Raw genomic sequence first — 22,267 nt, forward strand, 5'->3', positions numbered from 1 at the left:
GTAAAGTTTAATAATAAACTTATAAACTTGTACTATTCTTATGTACTAGATGGTAATAAAATATTAAAATACCATTTAATAATAAATCATTGCTTCAGGAGTTTTATTATGGCAATTAAGCCAGTTGAATTATCTAAATTTTATCGTCTTGCTAACCATGGTCCAACAACATTAGTTTCAGCTAAGTATGAGCAAAATCAAAATGTTATGGCAGCATCATGGGTCTATGTTTTAGATTACCTGCCTGTTCCCAAAATGATGGCTGTTATTGATAAGCAAGCTTATACCCGTACACTAATTGAAAAAAGTGGTTATTTTGCTATTCATATTCCAGTTGCTCAACAGGCTAAAATGGTAATTAATATGGGTCAAGGTCGCCGTGAGCATCCAGAAAAACTAGATCAAACAGAATTCTTTTATCAAGATGGTTTTGATATTCCGCTTGTGAAAGGCTGTGCAGCATGGATTATTTGTAAAGTTATTCCAGAACCAGATAATCAGGAAAAATATGATTTATTTATTGGTGAAGTCCTTGGTGCTTGGGCGGATGATCGTATTTTTGAAAATGGTCATTGGAAATTTGATGAAGTAAGTGATGAATTAAAAACGCTTCACTATATTGCAGGTGGGCAATTTTACTTAACAGGAAAAGGTCTTAATGTTGGTCATGGCCCAGCTTAATCCCCTCTTTCATAACTATTATATAAGATAAGACCATATAGTCATATCAAAAATAATACATAATGTCTATCAGGCATACTATAATAATGGTTTCCATTATCCTTATAGTTTTTATAGGGATAATGGGGTCTTTTTAAAGATCCGCTGAGGGGATAAAATCAATGCAATTAACCGATCAATCGCTACTAAAGCAACAATGTTATATTAATGGTGAATGGAAAACTGCTTTATCACAAGCAACAATTACCGTTAATAATCCAGCGACAGGTGAACATATTGCTCAAGTACCTAATATGGGGCGAATAGAGACTGAATTAGCGATTAAGGGAGCAGAAAAAGCCTTTAAACAATGGAAAAATTTCTCTGTTCGAGATAGGAGTAAAATTCTAAAAAATTGGTATCAGCTAATCATTGCTAATAAAGAAGACTTAGGACTTTTACTATGCTTGGAACAAGGTAAGCCCTTACCTGAAGCTATTAGAGAGGTAGCGCATGGTGCGAGTTATATTGAGTGGTATGCAGAAGAAGCAAAACGTATCAGTGGTGATATTTTACCTATACCAGCTGTAGATAAACGTGCCTTTGTTACTAAAGAACCTATCGGCGTCTGTGCAGCCATCACCCCATGGAATTTTCCCAATAGCATGATTACACGCAAAGTGTCCCCTGCTCTGGCAGCTGGCTGTTCGGTGATTGTCCGCCCTGCTTCTAAAACGCCACTCTCTGCCTTAGCATTAGCTGAACTGGCTCATCGAGCAGGTTTACCCGATGGTGTATTTAATGTTATTACTGGTTCACGAGAAATTGGTGATACATTGGCAGAGAGTCCTATTGTGCGTAAATTTAGTTTTACTGGCTCAACAGAGGTAGGTGCTAAATTAATGGCACAGTGTGCGAGTACCGTTAAAAAAATGACACTCGAATTGGGTGGTAATGCCCCTTTTATTGTTTTTGATGATGCGAATATAGAAGAAGCCGTTAAGGGAGTTATTGCTAATAAATATCGAAATGCTGGACAAACGTGCGTCTGTGCTAATCGTATCTATGTACACGATAAAATTTATGATGAATTTATTCATCAATTAAGTATAGCGGTTGACACACTTAAAGTTGGTAATGGTTTAGATGAAGGGGTAAATATTGGTCCCCTCATCGATCAATCGGCAGTACATAAAGTAAAAGAGCATATTCAAGATGCACTTGAGAAAGGTGCAACCCTTATCCGAGGAGGAAAAACACATTCACTGGGTGGACTCTTTTTTGAACCTACTATATTAGCGAATGTTACGCAATCCATGAAAGTCGCAAGAGAAGAAACTTTTGGACCATTAGCACCTATTATTCGCTTTTATACGGAAGAAGAAGTAATTACCTATGCGAATGATACCATTTTTGGCTTAGCCTCTTATTTCTTTTCGCAAGATTTAGCTCGTATTTTTCGTGTCTCTGAAGCATTAGAATATGGTATGGTAGGTGCAAATACAGGTACTTTATCGAATGAAATGGCACCGTTTGGTGGTGTTAAACAATCTGGTATCGGTAGAGAGGGTTCTAAATATGGGGTAGCTGATTACCTAGAAATTAAATATACCCTTTTGGGTGGACTAAGCTGATAAAGATATATCAAAAAAATAGGCACTATTAACAAGTGCCTATTTTTATACTTATTTTACTTTTTTCTTCGCTGTGCTAGTACTTGCTGTTTTTTGAGTATTTACCTTTTTGGTAGTAGCTGTTTTTGTGGTAGTAGCTTTTGGGGCTACTTTTTTTGTCGTTGTTTTTGTTGGCACTACTTTAGCAACTGTTTTAGCTGGAGCAGTACTTGTTTTAGTAGGCTTAGTCGTTTTAGTAGAGGATGCTTTTGCACTTACTTTAACAGCTTTAGCCTGCTTGGCGGTACTACTGGTTTTTTGTGTAGTTGCTTTTGTTGGTAATTGGCTAACTTTACTCGTTTTTGCACTTGTTTTAACGACTGTTCCCGTTTTCTGCTGAGAAGCACGCATATCTTTAAGTCCTTCTAGCGCAATACGCTTATTAGCTGCTAACTGTGATTTACTAGAAAAACGTGTTTGAATACGTGTTCCTATACGGGTTGGTTTTATCTGACTATTAGAGAGGCTAACGTGACGTGTCGTCGCATTACCTTGACCATCAAATGCCAATACACGATTTGATAAGGCTTCACCTGTACGATGGTGAATCGCTAAACCGTTCATACGAATTTCATAGTGCAAATGTGGGCCTGTTGATCGACCAGTATTTCCACTTTCGGCAACTACTTGACCACGTTTAACATGAGCCCCTACTTTGATCCCTTGACCAAATCGGTTAAGATGTCCATAAACGGTACTAAAAGTGCTATCATGTTTGATAACGAGTAATTTACCATAGCCATCCATCCAACCTGCATAGACAACCGTGCCGTTCTCCCCTGCTTGTACAGGTGTACCAACAGGAACAGCAAAATCTACACCAGAGTGAAAACTTTTACGTTTAAGGATGGGGTGAACTCTCCAACCATAATCAGATACTACACGCGCATCACCGACAGGATGTTTTAAAATACTGTCTAGCGTAACAACATTGACTTTAAACTGACTACGGCAATCTTTAAGGCAAATGACATTGACATCTTTGTCAAGTGCTTTAAAATCCAAGTCAGGTTCATCATAACTTGTTTGAGCAATAGCTGAATGGCTAAATAGAGCGAGTAATATAGTTAATAAATGTTTTTTCACGCTAATTTATCCTATTCAAAAAAGTTTGGTATTATAAACAGAGTCTTATAGGCTGTTTATAATAACCTAGTTCATGATTATACAGTAAGATATTCATATATGACTAAAAATTTGAAGCTTAATAAAAAATATTCTCAATTTGGCATAACACTTGCCTTTACTTTAGGGCTATTGGGGTGTTATAACGAACCCTACCCTGTTGATATTCAACAAGAATTACTCAATTATTGTCAGATTGGTATTCAATCAGGTCTAACCGTTGTTCACCATGGTAAAGATACGCCCATGACAGACAAAGAAACACAGCAACTTTGCCAGTTTCGTTTAAATATTTTTATGAAAGAAGTGGCTTTATCCGATTATTTGCAACTTAATCAGCATATTTATGAAAACTTTCAACGTGCTTATGCAAATAAATATGTTCTCAAAGACATATATGACACCTTATCGCCAGATGATAAACGGACAAATGAAAAAATTGCTAGAATTATGCTCGGATTAGAGGAAAAACAAGATGCAACACAGTAAAAAAATAATGTATATTTTAGGTCTATTTTTATCGATGAATACGTATGCGTTAGAGCCTGAATATACAGCATATGATAAACATAAGGCAGTAATTACTTGTATGCAACATATTTATCTTGAAAAATACCAAGAAATACCTGCAGAAGAAGACGCGTTTCCTTTGTGTGAACAACGTTTTTTAAGTTTATCTAGAACATTACCACATAAAGATTTTTTAATTGCTAAAAATACACTATCTTCTCTTGAAAATGCATCATCTTCAGTAAATACCACTGATCATTCGATAGAAAAAACAACAAATATATACTATGATATGATGCTTGGTATTCCTACAGAAATAATTCAAACCGATAAGTCTACAGAATAAACAGATTTATAAAATAACCTCTACTTATCACAAAGCAGAAAATAGGTATAGAATATTATTTATATAAACTTTCTTTATTATCACCTATTTTCTGTCATTTTCAAATGTCGCAAGACAGAAATAATTTAATGAAAACACATTACGTTTAAGATATCCTCTTTAAAATAAAACGGATAAGCCACCATCAATTGTAAATACTTGTCCAGTAATATAAGCGCTTAAATCACCTGCTAAAAACACAGCTAAGCCCCCTATTTCTTCTGGATTTCCCCAGCGTTTCATCGGAATACGATTAAGCATATGAGACCCCTTAATGGGATCTACCGCTAAGGCTTCATTCGATTCTGTTAAAAAAGCACCAGGTGCAATCGCATTAACACAAATCCCTTTTGTTGCATACTCAACGGCTAATGAACGCGTCATACCAATAAGACCTAATTTACTAATAGGATAAATAGCATCGCCTTGACGAGCGATACGACCAGCAACAGAGCTAATTGAAATAATCCTTCCCCCCTCTTGCATCTGTTTTGCCATTTGCTGTGATAAATACATAGGTGCTAGTAGATTTGTCTGTATCATTTCATTCATCTGTACAAAATGGGTTTTTTCCCAAGATTCTCGTAACCGTAACCCCAGATTATTAATAAGTACATGACAGGTTTGATTCATGGATTTTAAAAATAGCATTAATTGATCAATACAATACTGATCCGACATATCTCCTTCATAGGCTAATAAAGAGATTCCCTTTGATTGTGCTTCTTCTACAACTTGGGCTAATTTTTCTTGATTTCTACCATTGATATAAACGGTTGCACCACTTTGTGCTAAGGCATATGCCATCTCTAAACCAAGCCCTCGACTGGATGCAGAAATAAAAATAATTTTATTTTGTAGGCTAAATTTACTTAAATAAGGTATATTTAGGGTAGTATTATGACTATTCATATGTTCAACTTTACGATAAAATTTGAATAACGAATTAGGTTTTGAATATGGCTCAAGATAAACAATTGTTTAATTATAGTAAAGAATTAAAGTCTATCGCAAAAGGTAGTAAGAAATCACTGCAAAGTCTTTACCAGCAAGAAGCAGGTAATATGCTGACTTTTGCGTTTAAAACACTACAGCATTATAAATTTGCTGAAGAAGCCGTTATAGAAACCTTTACACTCATCTGGAATAATGCAAAATATTATGATGAGAGCATGGGTTATGCGCGTGGATGGATATATACTATTTTCCGTTATCATCTTCATAATATTACACAAAAAAATTATATTGCCCTCAAAGAGAACCTTAAAGGGAATACTTCTACTTTTTTAGGTGAAATCTGCACAAATCTTTATGTGGGTGTTGATAATTTTAAAGAGCATGGTTCTTTTTATCAAATTTTAGAAGAACTTCCCGAAGATATTCAGCGCTCATTAATGACGACCTATTTTAGTGGAGAAAGTCTAGCGGATACCGCTACCTTATTAAACATTTCTCTCGGAAAGCTTAAAGAAGATATTCGGACGAGTATTCGTTATTTAGCACAAAAACGCCAACCACTCAATATTAAGCATGATCATACTTGCTTTATTGGTGAATTTGTACTGGGTAGTTTAAATACACAAGAGCAACAAAAAGCAAATGATTTACTTGCTAATGACCCTGTGGCAGAGCAAATTAGTCTTATTTGGGAAGAAGAATTTTTACATTTCCTCTCTCAATTAATTATTGAAAAAACACCAGAGAGTTTATGGGTGCGTATTAAACAAGCCACTATTACAGAGAAAGATACTTCTACAGATATGGCTGAATTGGAGGATGAGTTAGCATTAAGTCAAGCTGAAAATAATCCATCTTTCCTTCATAAAGCCACTTATTTTACTAAAAAATGCTGGATTAGCCGTAATTTTTGGCGAGGCACAAGTTTTGCTCTATTAGGGTTAATGGTGGCATTATTAATCATTCGTCCATTTGAGTACCCTATCAAAATAGCAGCTGTATTAAATGCAACATTACAACCAAATCAAGTGGGCTATACGGTCAAGCAAGATAAGCAGCTAACGATTACGCCTTTAATTCATCAAAGTGCTAATGATCAATTAGGATTACAACTATGGCATCGTGATGCACAGGGTATGCTTCACCCTATTACGATACTTGCTGATAATAAACCGACTATTTTAGATTATCAATCTCAGTTTAAAGTAGGAGATTTATTATTAATTAGTCTTGAACCTAAGCAATCAGGACAAATAAGTCATCAATTAACAGGACAAATTCTTTATCAAGGTACGCTTGTCTCTTTTGAATAAATCACCCAAATAAAAACATTTATTTAATTCTTTTAATAATTCTGTAAATGTTTTAAACTTGCATTGAAAAGTAGATAGTATCTTTTAAAATCCTATAAAATTATGCTAAAATGAATGGCTTTTGTATTTTTATGTGATAAATTACATTTTTGCATAAAAATACAAGCTCTTTTAGCTAAAAGTTGCTAATTTTGACGGTTTCAATAAATTAGTTTTTATTTTTAAGATATATTTTCGGATACTTATCAATGAATCTTTCACTGCTTATTCTTTTACCCTTTTTAGGGAGTATTCTTGCAGGTTTATTACCTCCAAATGCACGTAATAGAGAAGCAGTTTTATCAGGATTAATAGCCTTTGCCTGTATGGGAATTGTGCTGTGGAGTGCACCCACTATTTTTGCAGGTGGTATTATAAAACAACAAATTGAGTGGCTTCCTTTTCTTGATCTCAATATTATCTTTCGCCTAGACGGTTTTGCGTGGCTATTCGCATTAATCGTTTCTTTAATGGGCTTATTAGTGGTTATTTATGCCCGTTATTATATGGATCCAGCTGATCCTGTTCCCCGCTTTTTTGCCTTTTTCCTTGCTTTTATGGGATCTATGTTGGGGGTAGTGATTTCAGGTAATGTCATCCAGTTAGTAATTTTTTGGGAACTAACATCACTTTCCTCTTTTATGCTCATTGCTTATTGGCATCATCGCCCTGAAGCAAGAATGGGAGCGAGAATAGCATTAACAATTACTGCTGGTGGTGGTTTCTGTCTATTAGCTGCTATGTTATTAATTGGTCAGGTTGTTGGCTCTTACGAATTAGATGTTATTTTAAATTCAGGGGATCTGATTCGCAGGGATGGAAACTATACCCTAATTGTTATATTATTTGCCCTTGGTGCTTTAACGAAAAGTGCACAATTTCCTTTCCATTTTTGGCTTCCTAATGCCATGGCAGCCCCTACACCTGTCTCTGCCTATCTTCATTCGGCTACCTTAGTAAAAGCTGGTGTATTTTTATTAGCCCGTTTCTGGCCTATTTTAGCCATGACGGAACAGTGGTTCTGGATTATTGGTTTAGCTGGACTGCTGTCCTTAACAATAGGGGCTTATATTGCGACATTCCAACGTGATATGAAAGGTGTGCTTGCCTATTCTACGATTAGTCATTTGGGGTTAATTACGCTCTTACTAGGGTTAAATAGTCAATTAGCGCTTATTGCGGCGATTTTCCATATGATTAACCATGCTACCTTTAAAGCCTCTCTATTTATGGCAACAGGCATTGTAGATCATGAAACAGGGACTCGTGATATGACGGTTTTATCAGGTTTACGCCGCTCTATGCCATTAACCGCAACATTAGCAACAGTTGCTGCCGCTGCTATGGCAGGTGTTCCCCTATTAAATGGATTTATCTCAAAAGAAATGTTTTTCTCTGAGATTCTTTTTGTTAATGACGCACGTAGTTATTTATTGCCTATATTAGCTGTTATTGCTACTACTTTTAGTGTGGCTTATTCTTTACGCTTTATTCTTCAAGTGTTTTTTGGTCCTGAAGCAACACAACTACCAAGACAGCCCCATGAACCACCCAAATGGATGTTATTCCCAAGTGCTTTTTTAGTATGTTTGTGTATATTAATCGGGGTATTACCTGATATTATCATCTCCCCTATTCTTACATTAGCGGCTAGCTCTATTTTGGGAGATTCAACACCGAGTATTGATCTTGCGATTTTCCACGGATTTAATATTCCTCTATTAATGAGTACGATTGCTTTAATTGGTGGTATTGTCGTCTATATTATCTTATGTCCTTATTTACGTAGTAATCCAGGACAAACACTGGGCATTACCCACCTTAATGGTAGTCGAATATTTGATTCTATTATGAATGGGTTAGATAATATTGCCCTAAATGTAAACGCTTATATTGCATCTAATCGTGTACAAGTTCAAGTATTGTGTATTGTACTGGTAAGTTTTATCGTTGCCCTTATCCCCCTACTCCGCTATCAAGATGGCTTAGTTTTACCACGCTCTTCATTTGACATTGCATTTGCACTACTTTGGGCAATGGGGGCATTATGTGCAATAGGAGCAGCAAGACAAGCAAAATATAATCGTTTCCGTACGGTTATTTTTGCAGGTGGTGCAGGTATTGTGACAACCGTAACCTTTGTCTGGTTATCAGCACCTGATTTGGCTTTAACACAGTTGGTGATTGAGGTTGTTACCGTTGTTTTACTATTACTCGGTTTACGTTGGTTACCGCGTCATAATGCTAATAATCAAGATATTTTAGTTGATGAGACGGTGAAACGCTTACGCCGTGGCCGAGATGCCATCATAGCGATTGTGACAGGTTTAGGGATGACCGTTTTAACCTATATCATTATTACACGAGACACTATTCCTGCTATTGGTCAGTTCTTTAGTGAGAATGCACTCCCTAAAGGTGGTGGTACAAATATTGTTAATGTTATTTTGGTGGATTTCCGTGCTTTTGATACCTATGGTGAGATTACGGTATTAGGCATTGTCGCTTTAACGGTTTATGCCCTCTTACGCCGTTTTAGACCACCAGAAGAAACTATCTATGCACTTGAAAAACGTAATCTTACTGAAACACCTGATTTAGCTAAAATTAAGGAAAATGAGGCATTACCGCGAGGTACCTTATTAGTGCCTAATGTACTTGTCCGTTTAATGGTACCACTAGTAAGTTTAATTGCTGTTTTCTTCTTTCTCAGAGGTCATAATTTACCGGGAGGTGGGTTTGTCGCAGGGGTTATTTTCGCCATTGGTATTATTGTGCAATATATTATTAGTGGTATCCACTGGGTCGAGTTAAATTCTCGTGTACGTCCACTAGACTGGTTAGCCACAGGATTATTATTTGCAGTTATTGCAGGTATCTGGCCACTTTTCTATGGATTACCTTTCTTATCCGCATTGGCATGGGATATTCATCTACCTTTAGTGGGTAGTGTGCATTTATCTAGTGTTATCCTCTTTGATTTAGGGGTTTTTGCACTAGTTGTTGGTTCATCAACTTATATGCTAGTCGCTTTAGCTCACCAATCATTACGTTCACAACGTCAGTCTCAAGGAGCAAAATAATGGAAATCATTTATGCTTTAGCAATTGGAATACTAACGAGTTCTGGCGTTTGGCTTATTTTACGCCCTCGTACCTTTCAGGTGATTATCGGTATTACTTTAATTTCTTATGCGGTAAATTTATTTATTTTTGGTACGGGTCGTTTATTTGTCGGTAAACCTCCTATTATTGATAAAGATTTACCTATAGATCCTGCTTTATATGCAGATCCAGTCCCCCAATCCCTTGTTTTAACTGCAATTGTCATTGGTTTTGCGATGACAGCCCTAATGCTTGTTGTTATTATGGCTCAACGTGGTTTAACAGGATCTGACCATGTTGATGGTGAGGGAGTCAAAGAATAATGCCACTTATTGATCACTTACCTATTTTTAGTATTGCTATCCCTATGTTTGTAGGGGTATTGATGGTTTTTCTAAAAGATAAACGCCGTAAATTAAATAAGTCCATTGGTCTTTTATCTACCGTAGCACAATTGACAATTGCCGTTATTCTGATGTTAGGGGTATCGGGTAAATTAGAGGGGATAGAATGGACAAATAATATTAATGTTTATTTGCTCGGTAACTGGGACGCACCTTACGGAATTCTACTCGTTGTTGACCGTTTATCTGCTTTAATGCTTGCCCTTGTTGCAGGACTTGGCATGATGTGTATTATTTACTCTACCTCTCTTTGGGATAGAGCTGGTGTGCATTATCACCCTCTTTTTCAATTTATTATGATGGGGTTAAATGGTGCATTTTTGACAGGTGATTTATTTAATCTCTTCGTCTTTTTTGAAATTCTATTAGCGGCTTCTTATGGATTATTACTCCATGGTTCAGGCGCTAAACGAGTTAGTTCAGGTTTTCATTATATTGTGGTCAATATGCTGGGAAGCTTTTTAATGCTAATCGGTATTTCCATGATTTATTCTGTTACGGGTACACTTAATCTAGCTGATTTAGGCATGAAAGCAGGTATGTTAAGTGAAAATGAACGTATTCTCTTTGAAGCCGCTTGTGCCTTTTTAGCCACTGCCTACCTCATTAAAGCAGCAGCATGGCCTTTAAGTTTCTGGTTAATTAATGCCTATGCCTCTTCTGTTGCGCCTGTGGCTGCCATGTTCTCTATTATGACAAAGGTAGGTATTTATGCCCTGTTGCGTGTGGGTTCATTACTCTTACCAACTGGTGCTCCTGCAGGATTTGGAGGCGAATGGATGTATCTTATCGGTTTAGGAACATTATTCTATGGGGCGATGGGTTTACTAGCTGAGAAAAATATTGCACGAATGGTTTCCTATTGTATTGTAATTTCTTCTGGCACATTATTAACAGCTTTAGGTATGCCAGGTGTAGCACTAACAGGGCCATCTCTTTATTATATGGTTAGTTCCGTATTGGCACTAAGTGTCGCTTTCTTATTGGTAGAAATTATCCGCCGTACAGAAGTAACACAACATAGTGTATTATCCATTACACAAGAAGCCTTTGGTTTAGAACAAGAAAAAGGCTCTTCTGATTACTCTGGTGAAGTCGTGGGTGTCCCTATCCCTGCCTCAATGGCATTTTTAGGCTTGGCTTTCTTTACGTGTACATTGATTGTGGCAGGTCTTCCTCCTTTCTCTGGTTTTTTAGCCAAATTTGCTCTTTTATCACAAGCGATTAAGCTAACCCAAACAGAAATCGGTGAGGTTTCTTATAATGCGTGGATATTGGTGGGTTTTATGCTTGTGTCGGGCATGATTACCGTGATTGTATTAGGACGTACAGGTATTCGCGTTTTCTGGGGATCTGGTACATTAAATACACCTAAACTGACTACACGAGAAGCCTTCCCTATTGCTATTTTATTATGTGCTTGTCTCTATATCACTATTTTTGTCAGTGATGTAATGGCTTATATGAATTATACAGCTGAGTCATTAGATAATCCTGCACAATATATTGGTGCAGTTTTTGAAAAACGCTCAGTGACTAATCCACTCATAGGAGACCACTAAGATGATTAGTTTATTCTTCTGGCTACCTATGACTATCTTTCTTACACTGATATGGTTGTTATTGGCAAATGCTATTACCTTAGGTCAGTTTTTATTAGGTGGATTTTTTAGTTTTATTTTTGTTATTCTTTCTTTAAGAATTCGTCCTGATTTAGCTTATCCTCGCCGAATCAGTGTCATGATTAAGCTAGCTTTTCGTGTCATTATCGATATTATTAAATCCAACTGGAATGTTGGTTTATTAATTTTACAATGGCGACGTAAAGACTTTACCTCTGGTTATGTGTATATTCCTCTCGAAATTCGAGACCCTCATGCCCTTGCCTTTCTAGCATGTATTATTACCTATACCCCTGGAACCGTTTGGTCAGGACTTACTGAAAAAGATTTTATTCTACGGTTACACGTTCTGGATTTACGCGATGAGTCAGAATGGTTTGATACGATTAAAAACCGTTATGAAAAGCTATTATTGGAGATTTTTGAATAATGCTTGATTATATTTCTCTTGCTACTCAATTTGCAGCATTATGTTTTGCACTCGGCATTGTTATTTGCACTATTCGTATTTTTAAGGGCCCTAGTCCTCAAGATAGAGCATGGGGATTAGATGCGATGTATGTAAACTGTATGCTACTAATCCTAACGTTAGGTATGCAGTTCCGAACCTCTTGGTATTATGATATTGCTTTATTAATTGCCTTATTTGGCTTTGTAGGAACAGCTGCTCTTGCTAAATTTCTACTCCGAGGTGAGGTTATTGAACCATGACAACCGCTATTCCTTTTATCCCTAGCCTTATTATTGCTACCTTATTAGTTATCGGTGGCATTATCACCCTGATCGGAAGCCTTGGATTATTACGTTTTCCTGATTTTACAGGACGTATTCATGCCACTACACTTGGTAATACACTTGGTACAATCTTTGTATTAAGTGCCTCCATTATACTTTCGTGGTATCTTGATGATCGAGTGTTTTTTCATGAAATTGTGATTGTTATTTTCTTATTTATTACCTCCCCTGTATCGGCTATGCTATTGATGCGTTCTTATACATTACGACAAGAAAGGATAGAGAATAGTTAATATATATCATTTTAATTTAATGCTAAAAAAGTCCCTTTTAATAGAAAGGGACTTTTTAATAGACCCCTTTGTTTTTATGAAGGGGTTTTATTATTGATAAATTACCTACACATAAAATAACCTATTAGTAAGTACAAAACCTAGTAATCCATTTTATTTAAAAAGGCTCTTGCCCTCTCCGTTTGAGGTTGGGTAAAGAATTGATTAGGATCTGTACTTTCTTCAATAATATGACCCTTATCCATAAAAATAATACGATCTGCTACTTTACGAGCAAACCCCATTTCATGAGTAACAATAATCATACTCATCCCATTTTTTGCTAAATTAAGTACCACATCCAAAACTTCTCGTACCATTTCTGGATCTAAAGCCGCCGTAATCTCATCAAATAGCATAATCTCAGGATTCATACATAAAGCACGAGCAATAGCGATACGTTGTTTTTGTCCTCCCGATAGTTCTCGTGGATAGGCATATTTTTTCTCTAATAAACCCACTTGTTTTAAGAGTAAATCAGCCTGTGCCTCTGCTTCTGCTCGCTTTCGTTTTTGTACTTTTAGTGGGCCTAATAAAATATTATCAATAACTGTCATATGAGCAAATAATTCATAGTTTTGAAAAACCATCCCTACTTTCTCACAGACTTTTTCCCAACTAATATCTTGTCCAAACTCGCCAACACCCTCCATACGGATATGACCACCTTGCTTTATCTCAAGACCATTAATGCAACGCAGTAAGGTACTTTTACCACAGCCAGAGGGTCCAAGTACAACAAGAACCTCTCCTTTTTTTAGTTGAACATCAATCCCTTTTAATACAGTATTATCACCATATTTTTTAACCAGTTTTTCAATTGATAGCATTTTAATTTTCCCATTTTTTCTCTAAACGAGAAGCCCATAATGATAATGGATAACAGCAAATAAAATAAAGGATAAAAATAAATCCATATACCGATAAAGAAATATAGGGTGAATTAAATAGAGAATTCTCAATAATTTGCTGCCCTACTTTTATGACCTCAATCACCCCAATTAAAGCGGCTAATGAGCTTGTTTTAATCATTCGTGTAAAAAGATTAATCGCACCGGGTAATACACGACGTAACCCTTGAGGTATTTCAATATAGCGGAAAATTTGCCAACGTGTTAGTCCCAAAGCTCTAGCTGATTCTGTTTGATGACGCTCAATGGAAGCAATACTTCCTCGGACTAAATCCCCCATTTCTCCTGTTCCCCATAGCACAAATACCCAAATACAAATCCATTCACCACTAATATGAATACCCGTCCATATAGATAATCCAAAGTAAAGCACAAATAACCAAACAAGAATAGGTACAATACGAATAGTCTCTAAATAGAGACGACAGAGAAAACGGATAAATCGACTATGGTGTGTCATCAACAAACCAAATAAAGTGCCCAAAACAAGTGATAATCCAACTGAAATAAATGAAATTTTAATTGTAAGCCATAACCCATACAGTAAGCGAGTGGCATTTGCCCCCTCAAATAACCAATCAAACCCCATATTTAGCCCTCCTCATACGGTTTTCGAGATAACGGACATATAATGAAATGGGTAATAAAATAATAAGATAACTCATTAATAAAAGAAAAAGTGCTTCATTTGTCTTGTAGTCCATACCGATAACATCACGGGTAACAAACATCAATTCAGCCACAGCAACAGCACTGACAACAGATGTCTCTTTTATAAGAAATAAGATATTTGCACCAATACTCGGTAAGGCAATTGCCCATGCTTGAGGAAAAACCACATAAATAAACTGTTGTTTTTTATTGAGTCCCAAGGCTTTAGCTGCCTCTATTTGCCCTTTGGGTATGGCTTGTAAACCTGCACGAAATGACTCTGCCATATAACTTGCCCCTAGAAAAACAAGTGCAATAACACCACAGGTGAATCCATCTAATTTAATCCCTATTTTGGGTAATCCATAATAGAGGAAAAATAATTGAATTAATAAGGGCGTATTACGTGATAGCTCAATATAGCCTTTGGCAAGTTTTGTAAATCCTTTTATTTTGTATGTTACTAATAATGCAATACCTAAGCCAACAATTAATGACAATACAACACCCCAAACTGAAAGTGATAATGTCATCAATGCTGCCCGATAAAATTGTGGTATAACTTGATAAATATAATCCCAATTCATTTTTACTCAACTGACTGTTTTTAATATTATTATAGGTGATTAAAAGGGTTTATAAAATAGACTGAAAAATACAATACTCATCACAATAAACAAGTCAAAAAATATATACCTAAATAGCATAAAAATGATAAGGTTATATAAGATTAACCTTCCATTATTTTACTTACTCAAATTTGACTGATTATCAAGTAGCCTATTTTATAAAATCCCTTCTATGATTAAAAATCAGGCTTTAGTGGTATAAGCACCAAAACCTGATTAGTATTCATTTAAAGGAATAATTAATAATTAGTTGGCTAATAACTCATCAGCTCTATCACCATAGATAGGTAATAAAGTTTTATCATAGATAACTTTAAGCGTTCCCTCTTTCTTTAAACGGTCAATTTCTTGATTGACAGCTTCTAATAGTGCTTTATCCCCTTTTTGTACAGCAGGTGCAATTTTATCTTCAGGACCAATATTACTAATAGCAACATTATATCCTTTGTTTTCTTTTGCCCATGCCCATAGTAGTGCATTATCATGTGCTAATGCAACACCACGACCATCTTTTAGAGCATCAAAAGTTTCCGTATTTTGATCAAATTTTAATAATTTAATATCAGGGTGATTTCTGGTAAAGAAAATATCCGCTGTTGTTCCTTTATTCACTAAAAGCACTTTATCTTTTAGCTGTGCAATATCTGTAATCTGTGCATTTTCAGGTGAAACAATACCTAATTGAACCTTTTGATAAGGATGTGCAAAATCCACAACTTCTTCACGTTGAGGGGTTTGGGTAAAATTAGCTAAAATCAAATCAACCTTACCAGAGCGAAGGTATTCTACACGATTAGCCGCTTCCGTTAATACAAATTGAATTTTATCAGGGCTACCTAATAGACTATTTGCAATTTCCTTAGCAATTTCTACATCAAACCCTTGATTCTTCCCTTGGCTATCAACATAACCAAACGGAGGTTTATCACCAAATACACCAATACGAATCACATCATTTTTCTTAATCGTATCCAGTGTATCGGCTTGTGCAACTGTATTTATACTTAAAAAACTAAGACTGGCTACTAGACCAAGTAAGGCTGTTTTAACTGTTTTTTGGAATTTCATCATTAACTCACTCAAAAATAATATACTTATATTCTATTGTTTTAAAGAAACAAAACAAAATAATATTTAGTTATATAGGATAGTTTTTTTTGTTATAAAGAATAGATAAGCCAATGTAAAATATTGCATACCTTATCTACTTCATTAGTAAAACATCCATTTCTCTTTTGACTATCAGTACAAATTTACCCTGATACCATAAGGTTTCTATAAAGGACTTAATCCTGATAAATTAGCAAAACTTTGCTCCCTGACAATATGCGTAAAGTCTAAAAGATATTTTTTATCTAATGCCGACTCTCGAATGGCTGCATAAAGTTCACTGCGTAAAGGCTCATCACCAATTTGCCTTGCCACCACATAGCCTTTTTCAAGGTATGGCATAACCGTCCAATAAGGTAATGTCGCTACCCCTCTTCGACTCGCTACCAGTTGAATAATAGCAATTGTTAGCTCACTATGTCGCCGAGTAGGATTAATCCCTGCTGGTACTAATACTTTACGCATTAAATCCAGCATATCATCAGGGACAGGATAAGTAATCAATGTTTCTTGTGCAAAATCCTCTGCTTTCCAAATAGCTCGACTAGCTAAAGGATGATCTTTCGCACAAATTCCTACCATCTCATAGGAAAATAAAGGCATATAATGGATACCTGTCTGCTCTTCTACTTCTGAAACAATGGCTAAATCTGCACGGTGTGATAATAATAGCCCAACTGGATCAGTATGAAAGCCAGAAACAATATCTAATTCTACTCTTGGCCATAAGGGACGAAAAAAATCCATTGCAGGCATTAACCAATCAAAACAGGTATGGCATTCTACCGCCACGCGTAGCTCACCCGCATCACCCTCTACAATTTGTGTAATATCACGTTCAGCCTCTGAAACAAGTGGCATAATATCTTTAGCTAATCGTAATAAACGCTCACCAGCTGGTGTAAATTTAAGTGGTGATGATTTACGCTCAAAAAGGCTTGTCTGAAAATAATCCTCTAAACTTCTTATTTGATGGGATAATGCGGATTGTGTTACGAATAATCGTTGTGCAGCCGTAGAAACCGTACCTGTTTCAGCTAACATAAGTAAAGTTTTTAGATGCTTAAATTCTATTGCTGTTGATTGCATACCATACCATTATTAAAAAAATTCATACAAATCACAAAAATATATCGTTTGACTCATATTTTACTCTTCTTTACCATAGCATTTACGTTTTTAGCGATAACAATTAATTTTTATAGGATAGTTTTTATGAGTCAATTCCATATTTTAGGATACCCTCGTATTGGGGCAAAACGTGAATTAAAATTTGCCGTAGAGGCGTACTGGAAAGGTCAGCAAGATGAAAATCATGTGCAGACAGTTGCAGCTACCATTCGTGAACAAAACTGGCAAGTGCAAAAACAACATCAAGCTGCTTTTATCAGTGTCAGTGACTTTTCATTTTATGATCATGTGTTAGATATTTTAGTAGCTGTTGGTGGTATTCCTCGCCGTTTCGGTTTCAATCCACAACAACTTAGCCTTGCACAGTATTTCCAATTAGCACGTGGTAATGCCGAACAAGTGGCAATGGAAATGACCAAATGGTTTGATACTAATTATCACTATATTGTACCTGAGTGGTCAGTAGATACAGAATTTAGTCTGAATGCAGATCATCTTATCCAACAAATTCAGCAAGCTAAAACATTAAATCATGCGATTAAACCTACCCTATTAGGCCCTATTAGCTTATTATTTTTAGGTAAAGAAAAAGGTAGCTCATTTAATCGTTTAGATTTATTACCTAAACTTTTACCCGTTTATAAAGCCTTATTAGCACAACTTAAAGCAGAAGATATTGAGTGGGTACAAATTGATGAGCCTATTCTTACACTAGACTTATCAGCCGAGTGGTTGGCTGCCTTCTTACCGACTTATAAAGCCTTACATCAAGAGGGATTATCTATTCTTTTAGCCACTTATTTTGGTGATGTGAGTGAACACCTTGCCTTATTACAAGATTTGCCAATTCAAGGTTTACATATTGATGTGGTAAGAGCACCTCAACAATTGGATACCTTTGTAGAAAACTGGTCTAAAGATAAAGTGCTTTCTCTCGGCATTATTGATGGTCGTAATGTATGGCGTGCTGATTTACGCAAAATTCTGGATAAATTAACGACTATCAAAAATCAATGGAATAATAATCTATGGCTTGCACCAAGCTGTTCTTTATTACATAGTCCGCAAGACTTAAGTATTGAAGAAAAACTTGATACCACTATCAAATCATGGTTAGCCTTTGCCCAACAAAAAGTAGAAGAACTATCCGTTCTTAACAAAGCCCTTAACCAAGGTGAAGAAGCCGTATCGAATGAGCTTTTCCTCTCCTATGCTGCGGCAGAAGATCGCCGCACGAATAAACGTATTCATCAAGATGCGGTAAAAGCACGTCTTAGCCAATTACCTAAAGGAGCTGATCAACGTAAAAGTCCTTTTGCTACCCGTATTGCCGCACAACAAGCATGGTTAAACCTACCTCTTTTACCAACTACTACTATTGGCTCATTCCCACAAACCAGTGAAATTCGTCAAGCTCGTGCAGCTTTTAAAAAGGGTGAACTCAGCCTAGAGGCTTATGAAACCGCCATGAAAAAAGAGATTGCTCATGTGGTTCAGGTACAAGAAGAATTGGACATTGATGTACCCGTTCATGGTGAAGCAGAACGTAATGATATGGTGGAGTATTTTGGCGAGCAACTGTCAGGTTTTGTCTTTACACAATTTGCTTGGGTACAAAGCTATGGTAGTCGTTGCGTAAAACCACCGATTATTTATGGTGATGTGTCTCGCCCTACGCCAATGACAGTCAAATGGTCTTCTTATGCACAAAGCCTTACCAAACGCCCTATGAAAGGTATGCTAACTGGGCCTGTTACTATTCTACAATGGAGTTTTGTGCGTGATGATATTCCACGCAGTGAGGTAACTAAGCAAATTGCCCTTGCCTTAAATGATGAAGTATTAGATCTTGAGAAAGCAGGTATTAAAGTGATTCAAATTGATGAGCCTGCTATCCGTGAAGGTTTACCTTTAAAACGTAAAGATTGGGATACTTATCTTGATTGGGCATGTGAGGCATTCCGTCTTAGCTCAAGTGGTGTAGAAGATAGTACACAAATCCATACCCATATGTGCTACTCTGAATTTAATGATATTTTACCCGCAATTGCCTCTATGGATGCTGATGTTATTACTATTGAAACATCACGTTCAGATATGGAATTATTAACGGCTTTTGGTGACTTCAAATATCCTAATGATATTGGCCCGGGTGTATATGATATTCATAGCCCTCGTGTACCAAGCGCAAAAGAAGTTACTCACCTCTTACGTAAAGCGTTAGAAGTCGTTGATGCTAAACGTCTATGGGTAAATCCAGACTGCGGATTAAAAACCCGTGCTTGGCCAGAAACCATTGATGCACTAAAAGTGATGGTACAAGTAGCTAAACAATTGCGTAAAGAACTAAGTTAAGATTATTGCTTTACACAGTAATTAATAAATAAACCACCTTATTGACGCTATGATCCTTTTGATGGAAATAGGTATTAAGGTGGTTTAAAGTTTACTGTTAGTTACCGTCCAACTTATGAAAGGTAATAATTCATAAAATATCGTTATGTTTTGGAGAACTTAATAAGCCTGTGCTGATTTAGATTATTTAAAATAAGGGCAATAACCGTAATAGAAGCACCTATTAATTGAACGTTACTAGCAACAACATTATTAAGAAAGGATACAAAGAAGGCTGTAATAGGAACAATATCCATAAACAGAACCCCATTTGTCGGTGTTAGTATCCGATTACCCATATTCCAGCAAAGAACAGCTACTAGACCAGCTATAAATGCCATATAAAGAAGATGGGGAATCACAGCAACTACGGATGTAAAACTTGGTACTTGAACACTATGCGTTGCCATTAAAAAGAGGTCTATACTAATTACACTAATCATTCCGAGTAGCGTAGTCAATGTTGTATAGCGAACAGGACTCCAATGGGGAAAATGACTCCCTCCTATAGTATATAATACCCAGCACAAAGCCCCCAGAATAATAAGTGTATTAGCCGTTAAGTTAGTTGGTGAATTTATTAATGCGTACAGATCTCCATTGCTTAATACCAAAAAAACACCACTAAAAGAAAGTAAGATAAAAAAGACGGTACTAATATGTGGACGAACTTTTTTTAATACCCATATTGTTAAAATACTAAGCATTGGCATGGTTGCCATCATAATAGATGCGGTTAAAGCCCCTTTAGGACCGGCAAGATGCTGTCCCCAGAAAACAAGAAAACCAAAACCAGCAAATCCAAATGTGCCAAATAACCATGCTAAGCCCCATTTTTCACCCTTTAAATTAAAAGATTCCTTACCTTCTTTTGCAAGCATTAATACCGCAAAGGCAAGACCGGCTATACCATACCGTAACGTTGTAAAATTAAATGGGTCTAAGTGAGTAAGGGCATCTGTCATGATTGGAAACATCGTTCCCCAAGATACGGTCGCAATTAGACAAAATAAAATACCTTTTAAATATGATGAGTTATTCATAAAAAGAGTTCCTTAAAATAATGATACATTTACTGACTATCTAATCCAAAAATATTAAAAATTTCATTTATTCTTACTTTTCCGCTAGGACTATATGGAATTGTAGTAACTTCTTTTACACTAAAATTGTGATACCCTAGCTGTTCTGCTAATTCTCGAATAGCAATTAGCTTTTGCTCTTCATCTATCAATTTCGACTCTGATGAACTAAAAATACATAAAATTTGATTTTCTTCTTTTAGTCTTAATGTGGTTAATGCTATATCTTTAATAAAAAATAGATTTCTTATTGCATTTTCAAGATGATAGATATCATCTTTACAAGAGGAATTTCCGTTACGATTCATAAGAATTAATCTATTTTCTCTAATATATCCATAATCAGGCATAATAAAAAATTTTTTATTATTAATAGTAATAAACGGATTTTTTCCATCCTTATATTGATCCATTAACATATAACTAGAAATAGCTACCTTTCCAGGAATACTAGATTGTATAGGAGTATTATCTTCATTTAGAATAATAACTTGATTGCCTTCAAAAGCTTTTCCTACACTTTCTGGACATATTTTCATATCAAATGAGTCTGCCAATACATTGACTCCCGTTTCGGTACAACCATAATACTCACATAAAACATCACCGAATATACTAATAGCATCAAGTTTTTGTTGAATAGGAAAATGACTTCCTCCAACCAAAATCCATTTAAGGTGAGGTGTTAAATTATTTTCCTTTACTAAATTAATTAATTTAGTGAGCAAAATAGGAGTCATTACTGTAGTTTTTATAGGATTTGTTGTTATAGCTTTTAGCATTTCTTCATTATTACTTTGGTCAACTAAGTATAGTGTTGCTCCTAGTCCCATAAACATTCTTGCCCAACTATTACCTGCGGCATGATATAAGGGAAGTATAAGCATAAACCCATCATCTTTACAAAAATTAAACCTTTGTATAAACCAACTAAATCGTTTAGATTCAAAGGTGTTGTGTCGTATGACAACCTTAGGAATTGAACTAGTACCTGATGTTAATGAAATAGAGCAAAACTTAGGAGGAATATGCTTAGAAAGTAAATTATCTAAATCTTCGCTATATAATTCTCCAGAATTAATTTGACTCAAAATAGCATTATTATGAATATTTATTACCTTCAAATTATGTATTTTTAAAGAATCTATTTCATTAGTTGAATACAAATCAGAAGATACTAATAATAAACTTGGATTAATTTTTATTAATAGCTTTTTTACTGTACTTAATGGAAGAGAATAATCTATTCCTGTTACTGGAATTTTGAGCGTTGCTAATGCTGCTAACCAGCAAATAATGTCTACGTTATTTTTTGTTAAATAACAAACTGATACTAACTCTTTAGTTTGAAATTTAGTCAATAAAAACATTAATAACTGATTTGTTTTTTCTAAAATATCTTCCCATGTATACTTACTATTTTTATCTACAATACAAATCTTTTCTTTATATAACTGTGTAAAATTTCTTAGATCTTTAATAGAAATCATTTGATTTTCC

At 35.6% G+C, this 22,267-nt stretch carries 21 protein-coding genes; 12 read left to right on the plus strand and 9 right to left on the minus strand.

From position 1 onward, the window contains the following. The first annotated feature begins 108 nt into the window (after window positions 1-108). Both F9B76_RS01725 and F9B76_RS01730 read left to right on the plus strand, forming a co-directional pair. Window positions 109-681 carry a flavin reductase family protein gene (locus F9B76_RS01725; RefSeq protein ID WP_159990534.1) on the plus strand — a complete coding sequence of 191 codons (573 nt, stop codon included), beginning with the start codon at window positions 109-111 and terminating at the stop codon, window positions 679-681. A 161-nt stretch (window positions 682-842) separates the two neighbouring features. Next, entirely contained in the window at window positions 843-2,294 is a 1,452-nt protein-coding gene (locus tag F9B76_RS01730; RefSeq protein WP_159990535.1) for an NAD-dependent succinate-semialdehyde dehydrogenase, read from the plus strand. A 51-nt stretch (window positions 2,295-2,345) separates the two neighbouring features. Here the strand turns inward: F9B76_RS01730 and F9B76_RS01735 are convergent, their stop codons facing one another. After that, window positions 2,346-3,419 carry a M23 family metallopeptidase gene (locus F9B76_RS01735; protein ID WP_159990536.1) on the minus strand — a complete coding sequence of 358 codons (1,074 nt, stop codon included), beginning with the start codon at window positions 3,417-3,419 and terminating at the stop codon, window positions 2,346-2,348. 99 nt (window positions 3,420-3,518) lie between these two features. Between F9B76_RS01735 and F9B76_RS01740 the strand changes: the two genes are divergently transcribed. Together F9B76_RS01740 and F9B76_RS01745 are read left to right on the plus strand one after the other, a co-directional pair. Further along, complete coding sequence (locus F9B76_RS01740) at window positions 3,519-3,947, plus strand: hypothetical protein (protein WP_159990537.1); 429 nt, start codon at window positions 3,519-3,521, stop codon at window positions 3,945-3,947. Then, entirely contained in the window at window positions 3,934-4,314 is a 381-nt protein-coding gene (locus F9B76_RS01745) for a hypothetical protein (protein WP_159990538.1), read from the plus strand. Before F9B76_RS01740 ends, F9B76_RS01745 begins: the two co-directional genes overlap by 14 nt. Window positions 4,315-4,473: 159 nt before the next feature. Here the strand turns inward: F9B76_RS01745 and F9B76_RS01750 are convergent, their stop codons facing one another. Then, entirely contained in the window at window positions 4,474-5,265 is a 792-nt protein-coding gene (locus F9B76_RS01750; protein ID WP_159990539.1) for an SDR family oxidoreductase, read from the minus strand. Window positions 5,266-5,312: 47 nt separating this feature from the next. On the opposite strand from F9B76_RS01750, the gene F9B76_RS01755 reads away from it, so the two are divergent. The 7 genes from F9B76_RS01755 to mnhG all read left to right on the plus strand — a co-directional run bounded on the left by F9B76_RS01755 (window position 5,313) and on the right by mnhG (window position 12,820). Further along, on the plus strand, window positions 5,313-6,623 hold the full coding sequence (locus F9B76_RS01755; RefSeq protein WP_159990540.1) for a hypothetical protein: 1,311 nt from the start codon (window positions 5,313-5,315) through the stop codon (window positions 6,621-6,623). 248 nt (window positions 6,624-6,871) lie between these two features. Beyond that, complete coding sequence (locus F9B76_RS01760; protein ID WP_159990541.1) at window positions 6,872-9,745, plus strand: monovalent cation/H+ antiporter subunit A; 2,874 nt, start codon at window positions 6,872-6,874, stop codon at window positions 9,743-9,745. Beyond that, a complete protein-coding gene (locus F9B76_RS01765; RefSeq protein ID WP_159990542.1) occupies window positions 9,745-10,089 on the plus strand; it encodes a Na+/H+ antiporter subunit C in 345 nt (114 codons plus the stop codon). Before F9B76_RS01760 ends, F9B76_RS01765 begins: the two co-directional genes overlap by 1 nt. Further along, on the plus strand, window positions 10,089-11,732 hold the full coding sequence (locus F9B76_RS01770; protein ID WP_159990543.1) for a monovalent cation/H+ antiporter subunit D: 1,644 nt from the start codon (window positions 10,089-10,091) through the stop codon (window positions 11,730-11,732). The genes F9B76_RS01765 and F9B76_RS01770 overlap by 1 nt, the downstream gene beginning before the upstream one ends. Window position 11,733: 1 nt before the next feature. Further along, a complete protein-coding gene (locus F9B76_RS01775; RefSeq protein ID WP_159990544.1) occupies window positions 11,734-12,222 on the plus strand; it encodes a Na+/H+ antiporter subunit E in 489 nt (162 codons plus the stop codon). Beyond that, a complete protein-coding gene (locus F9B76_RS01780; protein WP_159990545.1) occupies window positions 12,222-12,503 on the plus strand; it encodes a K+/H+ antiporter subunit F in 282 nt (93 codons plus the stop codon). The genes F9B76_RS01775 and F9B76_RS01780 overlap by 1 nt, the downstream gene beginning before the upstream one ends. Further along, window positions 12,500-12,820: a monovalent cation/H(+) antiporter subunit G gene (gene mnhG / locus F9B76_RS01785; protein ID WP_159990546.1), complete on the plus strand. Its 321-nt coding sequence runs from the start codon at window positions 12,500-12,502 to the stop codon at window positions 12,818-12,820. The genes F9B76_RS01780 and mnhG overlap by 4 nt, the downstream gene beginning before the upstream one ends. 140 nt (window positions 12,821-12,960) lie before the next feature. On the opposite strand, the gene F9B76_RS01790 is transcribed toward mnhG, so the two are convergent. From F9B76_RS01790 to F9B76_RS01810, 5 genes are all read right to left on the minus strand, one after another. Then, on the minus strand, window positions 12,961-13,689 hold the full coding sequence (locus F9B76_RS01790; RefSeq protein ID WP_159990547.1) for an amino acid ABC transporter ATP-binding protein: 729 nt from the start codon (window positions 13,687-13,689) through the stop codon (window positions 12,961-12,963). Between the two features lies 1 nt (window position 13,690). Continuing rightward, window positions 13,691-14,359: an amino acid ABC transporter permease gene (locus tag F9B76_RS01795; protein WP_159990548.1), complete on the minus strand. Its 669-nt coding sequence runs from the start codon at window positions 14,357-14,359 to the stop codon at window positions 13,691-13,693. Further along, window positions 14,349-15,008, minus strand: coding sequence for an amino acid ABC transporter permease (locus tag F9B76_RS01800; RefSeq protein WP_159990549.1), 660 nt, complete (start codon window positions 15,006-15,008; stop codon window positions 14,349-14,351). The genes F9B76_RS01795 and F9B76_RS01800 overlap by 11 nt, the downstream gene beginning before the upstream one ends. 288 nt (window positions 15,009-15,296) lie before the next feature. After that, window positions 15,297-16,121: a cysteine ABC transporter substrate-binding protein gene (locus tag F9B76_RS01805; RefSeq protein WP_201289328.1), complete on the minus strand. Its 825-nt coding sequence runs from the start codon at window positions 16,119-16,121 to the stop codon at window positions 15,297-15,299. Window positions 16,122-16,325: 204 nt separating this feature from the next. Then, entirely contained in the window at window positions 16,326-17,249 is a 924-nt protein-coding gene (locus F9B76_RS01810) for a LysR family transcriptional regulator (protein WP_159990550.1), read from the minus strand. Between the two features lie 126 nt (window positions 17,250-17,375). Here F9B76_RS01810 and metE point away from each other — a divergent pair, with 126 nt between their 5' ends. Continuing rightward, the gene (metE, locus tag F9B76_RS01815; protein WP_159990551.1) at window positions 17,376-19,646 is read left to right on the plus strand and encodes a 5-methyltetrahydropteroyltriglutamate--homocysteine S-methyltransferase; all 2,271 of its coding nucleotides are present in this window, start codon (window positions 17,376-17,378) and stop codon (window positions 19,644-19,646) included. Between the two features lie 143 nt (window positions 19,647-19,789). Here the strand turns inward: metE and F9B76_RS01820 are convergent, their stop codons facing one another. Both F9B76_RS01820 and F9B76_RS01825 read right to left on the minus strand, forming a co-directional pair. After that, window positions 19,790-20,728, minus strand: coding sequence for a DMT family transporter (locus F9B76_RS01820; protein ID WP_159990552.1), 939 nt, complete (start codon window positions 20,726-20,728; stop codon window positions 19,790-19,792). Window positions 20,729-20,757: 29 nt separating this feature from the next. After that, window positions 20,758-22,257 carry a class I adenylate-forming enzyme family protein gene (locus F9B76_RS01825; RefSeq protein WP_159990553.1) on the minus strand — a complete coding sequence of 500 codons (1,500 nt, stop codon included), beginning with the start codon at window positions 22,255-22,257 and terminating at the stop codon, window positions 20,758-20,760. Window positions 22,258-22,267 lie beyond the last annotated feature (10 nt).

Origin of the sequence: Pelistega ratti (assembly GCF_009833965.1) — a bacterium.
Classification (GTDB): Bacteria; Pseudomonadota; Gammaproteobacteria; order Burkholderiales; family Burkholderiaceae_B; genus Taylorella; species Taylorella ratti.

Excerpts from the sequence above, each read along its gene's own strand:
- F9B76_RS01725 (WP_159990534.1), top strand. The coding sequence starts at position 109 with ATGGCAATTAAGCCAGTTGAATTATCTAAATTTTATCGTCTTGCTAAC.
- F9B76_RS01730 (WP_159990535.1), top strand. The coding sequence starts at position 843 with ATGCAATTAACCGATCAATCGCTACTAAAGCAACAATGTTATATTAAT.
- F9B76_RS01740 (WP_159990537.1), top strand. The coding sequence starts at position 3,519 with ATGACTAAAAATTTGAAGCTTAATAAAAAATATTCTCAATTTGGCATA.
- F9B76_RS01745 (WP_159990538.1), top strand. The coding sequence starts at position 3,934 with ATGCAACACAGTAAAAAAATAATGTATATTTTAGGTCTATTTTTATCG.
- F9B76_RS01750 (WP_159990539.1), bottom strand. The coding sequence starts at position 5,265 with ATGAATAGTCATAATACTACCCTAAATATACCTTATTTAAGTAAATTT.
- F9B76_RS01755 (WP_159990540.1), top strand. The coding sequence starts at position 5,313 with ATGGCTCAAGATAAACAATTGTTTAATTATAGTAAAGAATTAAAGTCT.
- F9B76_RS01760 (WP_159990541.1), top strand. The coding sequence starts at position 6,872 with ATGAATCTTTCACTGCTTATTCTTTTACCCTTTTTAGGGAGTATTCTT.
- F9B76_RS01765 (WP_159990542.1), top strand. The coding sequence starts at position 9,745 with ATGGAAATCATTTATGCTTTAGCAATTGGAATACTAACGAGTTCTGGC.
- F9B76_RS01770 (WP_159990543.1), top strand. The coding sequence starts at position 10,089 with ATGCCACTTATTGATCACTTACCTATTTTTAGTATTGCTATCCCTATG.
- F9B76_RS01775 (WP_159990544.1), top strand. The coding sequence starts at position 11,734 with ATGATTAGTTTATTCTTCTGGCTACCTATGACTATCTTTCTTACACTG.
- F9B76_RS01780 (WP_159990545.1), top strand. The coding sequence starts at position 12,222 with ATGCTTGATTATATTTCTCTTGCTACTCAATTTGCAGCATTATGTTTT.
- mnhG (WP_159990546.1), top strand. The coding sequence starts at position 12,500 with ATGACAACCGCTATTCCTTTTATCCCTAGCCTTATTATTGCTACCTTA.
- F9B76_RS01790 (WP_159990547.1), bottom strand. The coding sequence starts at position 13,689 with ATGCTATCAATTGAAAAACTGGTTAAAAAATATGGTGATAATACTGTA.
- F9B76_RS01795 (WP_159990548.1), bottom strand. The coding sequence starts at position 14,359 with ATGGGGTTTGATTGGTTATTTGAGGGGGCAAATGCCACTCGCTTACTG.
- F9B76_RS01800 (WP_159990549.1), bottom strand. The coding sequence starts at position 15,008 with ATGAATTGGGATTATATTTATCAAGTTATACCACAATTTTATCGGGCA.
- F9B76_RS01805 (WP_201289328.1), bottom strand. The coding sequence starts at position 16,121 with ATGATGAAATTCCAAAAAACAGTTAAAACAGCCTTACTTGGTCTAGTA.
- F9B76_RS01810 (WP_159990550.1), bottom strand. The coding sequence starts at position 17,249 with ATGCAATCAACAGCAATAGAATTTAAGCATCTAAAAACTTTACTTATG.
- metE (WP_159990551.1), top strand. The coding sequence starts at position 17,376 with ATGAGTCAATTCCATATTTTAGGATACCCTCGTATTGGGGCAAAACGT.
- F9B76_RS01820 (WP_159990552.1), bottom strand. The coding sequence starts at position 20,728 with ATGAATAACTCATCATATTTAAAAGGTATTTTATTTTGTCTAATTGCG.
- F9B76_RS01825 (WP_159990553.1), bottom strand. The coding sequence starts at position 22,257 with ATGATTTCTATTAAAGATCTAAGAAATTTTACACAGTTATATAAAGAA.